At 33.0% G+C, this 8,556-nt stretch carries 10 protein-coding genes and 1 riboswitch; of the genes, 8 read left to right on the top strand and 2 right to left on the bottom strand.

All coding sequences use genetic code 11. The features are described 5' to 3' along the window. The coding region (locus SBL15_RS07440; RefSeq protein WP_317955615.1) for an IS110 family transposase at positions 1-242 on the bottom strand (242 nt) is incomplete at its 3' end. A 232-nt stretch (positions 243-474) separates the two neighbouring features. Continuing rightward, a riboswitch (TPP riboswitch) is annotated at positions 475-578 on the bottom strand. Positions 579-757: 179 nt separating this feature from the next. On the opposite strand from SBL15_RS07440, the gene SBL15_RS07435 reads away from it, so the two are divergent. The 5 genes from SBL15_RS07435 (at position 758) to SBL15_RS07415 (ending at position 4,341) form a co-directional block, all read left to right on the top strand. Continuing rightward, entirely contained in the window at positions 758-1,096 is a 339-nt protein-coding gene (locus SBL15_RS07435; protein WP_107613964.1) for a helix-turn-helix domain-containing protein, read from the top strand. A gap of 37 nt (positions 1,097-1,133) precedes the next feature. Beyond that, a complete protein-coding gene (locus SBL15_RS07430) occupies positions 1,134-1,967 on the top strand; it encodes a CPBP family intramembrane glutamic endopeptidase (RefSeq protein WP_107613965.1) in 834 nt (277 codons plus the stop codon). An 87-nt stretch (positions 1,968-2,054) separates the two neighbouring features. Beyond that, the gene (locus SBL15_RS07425) at positions 2,055-2,903 is read left to right on the top strand and encodes a CPBP family intramembrane glutamic endopeptidase (protein WP_317955612.1); all 849 of its coding nucleotides are present in this window, start codon (positions 2,055-2,057) and stop codon (positions 2,901-2,903) included. 24 nt (positions 2,904-2,927) lie between these two features. Beyond that, a complete protein-coding gene (locus SBL15_RS07420; RefSeq protein ID WP_107613968.1) occupies positions 2,928-3,785 on the top strand; it encodes a CPBP family intramembrane glutamic endopeptidase in 858 nt (285 codons plus the stop codon). A 166-nt stretch (positions 3,786-3,951) separates the two neighbouring features. Next, positions 3,952-4,341, top strand: coding sequence for an NINE protein (locus tag SBL15_RS07415; RefSeq protein WP_317955626.1), 390 nt, complete (start codon positions 3,952-3,954; stop codon positions 4,339-4,341). A 648-nt stretch (positions 4,342-4,989) separates the two neighbouring features. On the opposite strand, the gene SBL15_RS13010 is transcribed toward SBL15_RS07415, so the two are convergent. Further along, complete coding sequence (locus tag SBL15_RS13010) at positions 4,990-5,127, bottom strand: hypothetical protein (RefSeq protein ID WP_370444498.1); 138 nt, start codon at positions 5,125-5,127, stop codon at positions 4,990-4,992. Here SBL15_RS13010 and SBL15_RS07405 point away from each other — a divergent pair. The 3 genes from SBL15_RS07405 to arcC all read left to right on the top strand — a co-directional run bounded on the left by SBL15_RS07405 (position 5,066) and on the right by arcC (position 8,319). Beyond that, positions 5,066-6,067: a PTS sugar transporter subunit IIC gene (locus SBL15_RS07405; RefSeq protein ID WP_411861514.1), complete on the top strand. Its 1,002-nt coding sequence runs from the start codon at positions 5,066-5,068 to the stop codon at positions 6,065-6,067. The genes SBL15_RS13010 and SBL15_RS07405 overlap by 62 nt on opposite strands. Before the next feature lie 305 nt (positions 6,068-6,372). Beyond that, positions 6,373-7,371 (top strand): ornithine carbamoyltransferase, encoded by a 999-nt coding sequence (gene argF, locus SBL15_RS07400; protein ID WP_011274587.1) that lies wholly within the window; start codon positions 6,373-6,375, stop codon positions 7,369-7,371. 18 nt (positions 7,372-7,389) lie between these two features. Next, the gene (gene arcC / locus SBL15_RS07395; protein ID WP_317955609.1) at positions 7,390-8,319 is read left to right on the top strand and encodes a carbamate kinase; all 930 of its coding nucleotides are present in this window, start codon (positions 7,390-7,392) and stop codon (positions 8,317-8,319) included. The last annotated feature ends 237 nt before the right edge of the window (positions 8,320-8,556 follow it).

The raw sequence follows: 8,556 nt of genomic DNA, 5'->3' as shown, positions 1-8,556 counted from the left end.
TCTAATGGGTTCATTTCAATATACTTCACATGGTTAACCTGACAAAACTGAACTATACCTCTTGAATACACACCGGTAGATTCAAATATAAGTTGAGGTTGATTAAGTTTTTTTAAGTATTTAAGTAACTGATTATAACCATTTTTATTATTCTGAATTGTAAATTCCTTTTGGAATTTATCTTCAAAATAATGTGCGATGACGCTCGTTCTTTTACTAATATCAATGCCTAAATAATCCACGTAATTCCTCCTTAATTGTTTTGAGAAGCTGAAACTTTACTTAACCTTTCTCATTTCACTTTCCTCTACACGGCTTCAAGAGCCCAACATACTACAAACGAATTTCAAAAGGCGAGAGTAAAGCTGACTAGTTTATAATACGGATTTAAAATCCAAGGGAGCCTACAGTCTACTTCTCTCTACAACTATAAAAAATAGCTGTGAAAAAATCTATCGTCATAGATTTCTTCACAGCTAATCTTAGTATGTTTCCTACGCTGGTATTAACCAACAGGTTCAAGGGTTGAAAGTTTTTTACTTTCTCTCAGCATATTAAATGCACCCCTAGTGATTTTTTTATCTATTAATAACATAGCATAAATTTGTATAGTAGAAAATTGACTGATAAAAATATAGTTAACATGATATGCTAAGTTTTGGAAACTAAATGTTAGCGAAATTCAAGCAAATGCACCATTTTGTATGCGGAAAGTTACATATGAACTTGCTAAGTTAGAAGAGAGGTGACCATAACTATGAAACTTGCTGAACAGATTAGGAAACATCGTAAAGAGAATGATCTAACTCAAGATCAATTGGCTACTGAATTACATACCACACGACAAACCGTTTCCAAATGGGAACAGGGTACGATTGAACCTAATGTGCAAATGATTGTGCAATTAGCGCAACGTTTTGACATTTCCACAGACGAATTATTAACAGGGGAAACGTCACATCCTTATAAAAGAGAAGAATCACAATCATATCCTGAACATTTAAATTTTTGGGATTTCTTATCTCAAAAGTGGTGGTTCGTATTAATTTTGGTAGTTATCGTGTGCGGAACAATAACACAAATCTTCACAAGTTAATAGTATCGGTCTCCTAATTCAACTTAGGAGGTACATGATGCATTTAATAATTAAGTATTTGAAGATGATTGGTGTCATTATTTTAACGTTTGTATTAACTGTCATTGCGCAAAATATTGCTTTACTATGGCATTTGTTAGATTTGAAATCTTTTGAAACAATCTTACATGGTATCACCTATGTGGGACTTACCTTTTTATTCATTAAACTTTTAATTAATAAAAGATTTAAAGAGAAATTAAGTGACTATCGTATTAACTTACCTAAATGTAAACTCAGTTATCTATTAGTTGGCTTACTGATTCCGATTATAAATATCATCATTTATTGCGTCTTTATTCCAGGTCATTTTGAAATAACGAAAGCTGATACTGTAATAGAATATTTAGAAATGTTATTTGAAATTATTGTTTTAGGTGGAATATGTGCACCTATAGCTGAAGAATTAACAGTACGAGGCTTATTAATGGGCTACATTGAAAAGAAAGCGAATATTACCTTTGCCATCATTGTTACATCAGTATTATTCGCTTTAGTCCATTTGTTTAATGGCGGGATGTCTGGTGTTAGTCTAATATTATTAGTCGTAAGTGGCACGGTCGCTGGTATATTGTACGGTATGACGGCGTATAAATTTAACTCAATTTGGCCAAGTGTTTTTATGCATATGTGTTGGAATCTGTCAGACTTTGTCCACATCACAACGCATAATGATGACTACGGTGTAATTCAATATATTATTAAAGTGAACAACGTACTCCTAACAGGTGGCGCATACGGCAATACCTCTTCACTCGTAGCGATAATATTATTCTTGATAGCCATTATTTATATTGCAATGAAGAAGTGTATAAGAAACCAAATAAACTAAGCACAAAGCAGTTATTAAGCTTTGTGCTTTAGTATGTTAGCCTTAAATTGCACTCATAAAAATTTAACTTGAAGGAGATAATGATTTATGAAGGTAAGGCAATTTAGTATTTATAAGATTTTAACTTATATGATTCTCACAATTGCTATATTGGAAGTTGCAGGAGAATTAGGTGGGCTTGTTATGAATCATGGTCTAGCGAAACCTATTGGTCAACTGATAAGTGGAATTATATTTACCGTTGGGACATTGATAACATTAAAGTACATTCACTCAAAGAACCCAGACATTTTAAAAGAAATTAAATTAAAAGGGTATAGTAATAAGCGAGATTTAATCATAGCATTGGCGCTACCATTTTTAATTACATTTATCGTATTAGTAATAGGTATTAGTACAGGTCTAATGCAAAATGTGAGCGTAAGTTCGGATATACATATTTGGGCAATGTTTTTATTTAATTGTCTTTTCGCAATATTATATGAGGCTTTTCCAGAAGAGGTGTTAATACGTGGATTGATATTAAATGAATTACGAAAGAAATTTAAGTTTATCTCATCATTATTTATCCAACCATTATTATTTGCGATTATTGGTGGGTCAACGCATATTATTTCAAATTTAATACATTTAGGTAATCCAGAATTAATGTCTGTTTTAGGCTCAATGATACAGTTCTATTTATTTGGCATTACATTACAATTATACAGAGAATTTGCTGGTTCCTTATGGGCAAATATGTTGTTTCATTTAGTCTGTCTAGAAACCGTTAGATTTGTCTTTATGAGTTCAAGCCAATCTATCATTAAATTCCATGAAACACAACAAGGCGTTTTTGGCATAATAGGATTATTTCTTGGATTATACATAGGAAGTGCAATTATTTTGGGTATTTTACTTTGGCTCAGAAAAAGAAATTATCAGAGATCAAATTAATAATAAGGAGGTACCAAATCAACGATGCGTCGTTCATTACTTACATATATTATTTTAGTGTTCGTTTTAACCTATAGTATTGAAGGTCTTGTTTATTTAATCGGCGGACTTCAAGCTTTCTCGATAATTGCGAGTTTAACGATGTTGTTTCCTGCTATTACGGCAATCATTGTATGGGCAATTTATTATCGTGACAAAAAATTTTGGAAGTTCTTCGGACTTAGATTAGGAAAAATTAAATATTGGTTTATACATCCATTGATGATGCTATTGGCTTTGATAATTATTTACTTAGTTTCTTATATGTTGAATCCCAATCAATTTCTAAATAGCACAGAACAACAAGATAGAATGAAAGATATTTTTATTTTCTTACCAGATGTACCGCTATTTATCAACTTATTGATTCCAATAATACTTAATCTATCAATAGGTATACTATTTAGTATGGTTGCTTATCTAGGTGAAGAGTTAGGTTGGCGAGCTTTCATGTACCCTAAATTGACCAATATTGGAGTAACAAAAGGATTAATTTTAGGCGGCTTTATATGGGGATTATGGCATCTCCCTCTTATCTTAATGGGGCATAATTATCCTAATCATCCAATTCTAGGAAATATAATGATGATATTAATGTGTATTCCATTTGGCATTATTCTATTTTATTCATATATCAAATCTGGAAATATCTTTGTGCCAGCGATAATGCACGGAATTTTAAATCAATTTTCAAGTACTGTAACTACTTTCTCTATAAAAGAATCACAATTCAATCCATTACTTTATGGTTCAACAGGACTTGTTGGAATAGTGATTTTTAGTTTAATTGCTTTATTTTTAATTAAAACTATCAAGAAATCAAACCATATTTATAATTTTTAATTTTAGACTGACCCTCTATTCCGGAAGGTCTTAAATTAAAAAATTGCTTCAAATCACTAAATTTCTACAAAAACAACGTATTTGTTCACAATTTTCGCTAGAACAAACAAGATTTTAACCATATGATGGCAACGTAAAGGAGCGGATCAATTTGAAAACCAAGAGTGTGGGGGAACGTATTAGAAACTTAAGGAAGTCTAAAAAGATGTCTCAAGAGAGGTTGGCAGAAAAACTAAATGTTTCTCGACATTCTATTTCAAATTGGGAAAGGGATGTCAGTTCTCCAGACATACATTCATTATTGGAGATGACAGAACTTTTTGGCGTTTCCTTAAATCAATTGGTTAAAGGAGACGAACTTATAGTGAATAAATATGTTTATGCAGCGTTAGCATTTTTCTTAGGTAGCTTGGGGGCACACAGATTTTATAGAAAGCAATATGGTAAAGCACTATTATATATATTATTTTGTTGGACAGGTATTCCTGGTGTTATTGGAATGATAGAGGGAGTTATAGCATTTATAAAAACTACAGATGCCCAAGGTAATATTTAAGACATAATATGGAGTAGGGAGTGAGACAGAATTTAACTTGAATTCAGTTTCATTCCCTTGTTTTATGCATAGCAAAAGCACTTATAGCATTGGGAGAACTATAAGTGCTTTAACGGCCATATTGGCGTTTTGGGAAAATACAATTATTGGGTTTTAATAAAATGTATAGTAAGGATACATTTTATCGGCATGGGATCATTAGTGATTCATAAATGTACTCTATAATTTAAGGAAGTGTGAGTAATTCAATCTAAATTGAAAAGAAAAGAGCATGTAATTCAACACGTAAGAAATTACTAATGCAATGATTATCCCAAAACAAATACATCAATTATGTATCTACTTTTAATAAATACCCATTCAAATTAAAATAAAACTCTTTTAACAAACAAAAAGAATAAAAATATTAACTTTATTGAAATCAAAAGTAATCTACTTAAAATTGCGCTACGTTAATAATAAATAAAAAGTCATTCCAATTACCAAATAATAATATTAAATGCGAAATTCGTATATATTCTTTTGCATAGTATTAATTTTGCTTTTTACATAAAAAATAATAAATTCCGTGGAATATAATTTGTTTTTTTAGTAAAATAGTCACTAAATGAGGATAAAAGATAACTTTAGGCGTCTAAAACAGTTAACTTATATTCTCATTTTTTTATTATCTACAAGGGGATGGGAAAATTTTATGGATTTACTAATTGGTACTTTATTCTTAATTTTAGTTCTTATTATTTTTACATTATTTACGTATAAAGCGCCTAACGGAATGCGTGCGATGGGAGCACTGGCAAACGCGGCTATTGCGACATTCTTAGTCGAAGCATTCAACAAGTATGTTGGTGGAGAAGTATTCGGAATCAAATTTCTAGAAGAGCTAGGGGATGCTGCGGGAGGTCTTGGCGGTGTTGCTGCAGCCGGCTTAACTGCGCTTGCGATTGGTGTATCTCCAGTCTACGCACTAGTTATTGGTGCTGCCTGTGGTGGTATGGATCTCTTACCTGGTTTCTTCGCAGGTTACCTTATCGGTTACGTTATGAAGTATACAGAGAAATACGTTCCAGATGGTGTTGATTTGATTGGTTCAGTAGTTCTACTTGCACCACTTGCAAGATTGATTGCAGCAGGTTTAACGCCAGTCGTTAATAATACACTTTTAAGAATTGGCGACATTATTCAAAGTAGTACAGATACGAACCCAATATTTATGGGTATCGTTCTTGGCGGTATTATTACAGTTGTTGGTACTGCGCCATTAAGTTCAATGGCATTGACAGCTTTATTAGGACTAACAGGTATACCTATGGCAATCGGGGCTATGGCAGCATTTAGTTCAGCATTTATGAACGGTACATTATTCCACCGTTTAAAATTAGGTGATCGCAAGTCAACGATTTCAGTAAGTATTGAACCTTTGTCACAAGCAGATATAGTATCAGCTAACCCAATTCCGATTTACATAACGAATTTCTTTGGTGGAGCAGCTGCAGGTTTAATAATCGCATTATCAGGCATGATCAATGATGCGACAGGAACAGCAACACCAATTGCTGGATTCCTTGTAATGTTTGGTTTTAATAATCCAATGACAGTCGTTATTTATGGCGTTGTCATGGCTATCGTTGGTGGACTTGCAGGTTGGATTGGTTCACTCGTATTTAAGAAATATCCAATTGTTACTAAACAAGATATGATTGATCGAGGCGCTAAAGACGCATAGCACTAAAATAAACCTTCTTTGTATCGTAATTACAAAGAAGGTTTTTTGATATATAAATTCCTAAAAGAAAGTATTTACTAAATAAGTTTAATAATGCTATTTTATGTGTAATAATAAAATCATAAAAATCATAGTAATCACTTTCATTATAGCGCTAAAAATTGTAAATATATCAAAAAACATGTTATTGTAAACATTTTGTCAATTATACATAAATAATTTATAAAGTTATTTGAAAAGTGTTGTATTATATTTTGCAATCGCTTACAATACATGTGAAAGATATCACAAAGGAGTTGTACAAGATGCAAAATTTAAGAAACAGAAGTTTTTTAACACTATTAGACTTTTCACAAAAAGAGGTTGAGTTTTTACTAAATCTATCAGAGGATTTAAAACGCGCGAAATACGCCGGTATAGAACAGCAAAAACTTAAAGGTAAAAACATCGCATTAATTTTTGAAAAAGATTCTACTCGTACACGTTGTGCGTTTGAAACTGCAGCATATGATCAAGGCGCTCACGTGACATATCTTGGACCAACTGGAAGCCAAATGGGTAAAAAAGAATCTGCGAAAGATACTGCTCGTGTATTAGGTGGTATGTATGATGGAATCGAATACCGTGGCTTCTCACAACGTACTGTTGAAGAATTAGCGAAATATTCAGGTGTGCCTGTGTGGAACGGCTTAACAGATGAAGATCATCCAACTCAAGTACTTGCTGACTTCTTAACAGCAAAAGAAGTATTGAAAAAACCTTACCACGAAATCAACTTCACATATGTTGGAGATGGACGTAACAATGTAGCAAATGCATTAATGCAAGGTGCAGCTATCATGGGAATGACTTTCCACTTAGTTTGCCCTAAAGAATTAAATCCAACAGATGAGTTATTAAACCGTTGTAAAGAAATCGCAGCTAAAAATGGTGGCGAAATCTTAGTGACTGATGACATCGATGAAGGTGTTAAAGGTTCAGACGTTATCTATACAGACGTTTGGGTATCAATGGGTGAACCTGATGAAGTTTGGGAAAAACGTATCAAATTATTAGAACCATATCGTGTAACTAAAGAAATGATGGAAAAAACTGGTAACCCACGTGCCATCTTTGAACACTGCTTACCATCATTCCACGATACTGAAACTAAAATTGGTAAAGAAATCCAAGAAAAATATGGCTTAACTGAAATGGAAGTTGCTGACGAAGTCTTTGAAAGTGAACAATCTGTTGTCTTCCAAGAAGCTGAAAACAGAGCACACACTATTAAAGCTGTAATGGTTGCAACTTTAGGAGAATAATTGAAGGGAGACCTACCTATGTCTAAAATCGTAGTGGCTTTAGGTGGTAATGCTTTAGGAAAATCACCTGAAGAGCAATTAGAATTAGTTAAAGGAACAGCTAAATCATTAGTTAGCTTAATCCAAAAAGGTTATGAAGTTGTAATCAGCCATGGTAATGGACCACAAGTCGGCAGTATTAATTTAGGATTAAATTATGCAGCTGAAAATGGTCAAGGACCAGCGTTCCCATTCCCAGAATGTGGCGCAATGAGTCAAGCTTACATTGGTTATCAACTACAAGAAAGCTTATTAAATGAACTTCATGCTTTAAATATTGATAAACAAGTGGTTACATTAGTGACTCAAGTTGAAGTAGCTGGTGATGACCAAGCATTCAATAATCCTACGAAACCAATTGGCTTATTCTATACAAAAGAACAAGCGGAACAAACAATGGAAGAAAAAGGTTACAAATTTGTAGAAGACTCTGGACGAGGTTATCGTCGTGTTGTACCTTCTCCAATGCCAATCAACATTGTAGAATTAGATAGCATTGAAACATTAATTAAACACGGTACATTAGTTATTGCAGCTGGTGGTGGCGGTATCCCAGTTGTCAAAGAAGAAGGTAACTATAAAGGCGTCGATGCTGTTATCGATAAAGATAAAACAAGTGCTTTACTAGCAGCACACTTAAAATCAGATCAATTAATTATCTTAACAGCAGTAGATTATGTTTATATTAATTACGGTAAAGATAATCAAGAAGCTTTAGGTGAAGTAACAGTGGATGAAATGAATCAACATATTGCTGACGGTCAATTCGCAAAAGGTAGTATGTTACCTAAAGTAGAAGCGGCATTACAATTTATCGAGAAAAATCCAGAAGGTAGTGTATTAATCACATCTCTTGAAGATTTAGGAGATGCCCTAGACGGTAAGATTGGTACATTAATTAAAAAATAATAAACGTGATTGACTTTTGACATGGTTATACAATAACACTCAATACATTTTAATAAATAAGTTGAATCTGGGCTTAATGTATGTGATTTACATACGTAAGCTCAGGTTTTTTTAGTGGTCGTTTGGGTATCAAAAATCCCCTCACTAGTTGGCGTAGTGAGGGGACTGGTGTTTACTAAATGTATTATGAAACTTGTTAAAGCATTTCAATATCAGAAAGTGTAAAAATGCGACTTC

It is taken from the genome of Staphylococcus sp. NWU MKU2 (assembly GCF_033283605.1).
GTDB lineage: Bacteria > Bacillota > Bacilli > Staphylococcales > Staphylococcaceae > Staphylococcus > Staphylococcus haemolyticus.
The sequence above is the reverse complement of the archived record's forward strand: the minus strand, read 5'-3'. Positions and strand labels throughout refer to the sequence as shown.

Bases quoted from the DNA above. Each gene is read 5' to 3' on its own strand.
- argF (WP_011274587.1), top strand. From the start codon at position 6,373: ATGCAAAATTTAAGAAACAGAAGTTTTTTAACACTATTAGACTTTTCA.
- SBL15_RS07435 (WP_107613964.1), top strand. From the start codon at position 758: ATGAAACTTGCTGAACAGATTAGGAAACATCGTAAAGAGAATGATCTA.
- SBL15_RS07425 (WP_317955612.1), top strand. From the start codon at position 2,055: ATGAAGGTAAGGCAATTTAGTATTTATAAGATTTTAACTTATATGATT.
- arcC (WP_317955609.1), top strand. From the start codon at position 7,390: ATGTCTAAAATCGTAGTGGCTTTAGGTGGTAATGCTTTAGGAAAATCA.
- SBL15_RS07430 (WP_107613965.1), top strand. From the start codon at position 1,134: ATGCATTTAATAATTAAGTATTTGAAGATGATTGGTGTCATTATTTTA.
- SBL15_RS07420 (WP_107613968.1), top strand. From the start codon at position 2,928: ATGCGTCGTTCATTACTTACATATATTATTTTAGTGTTCGTTTTAACC.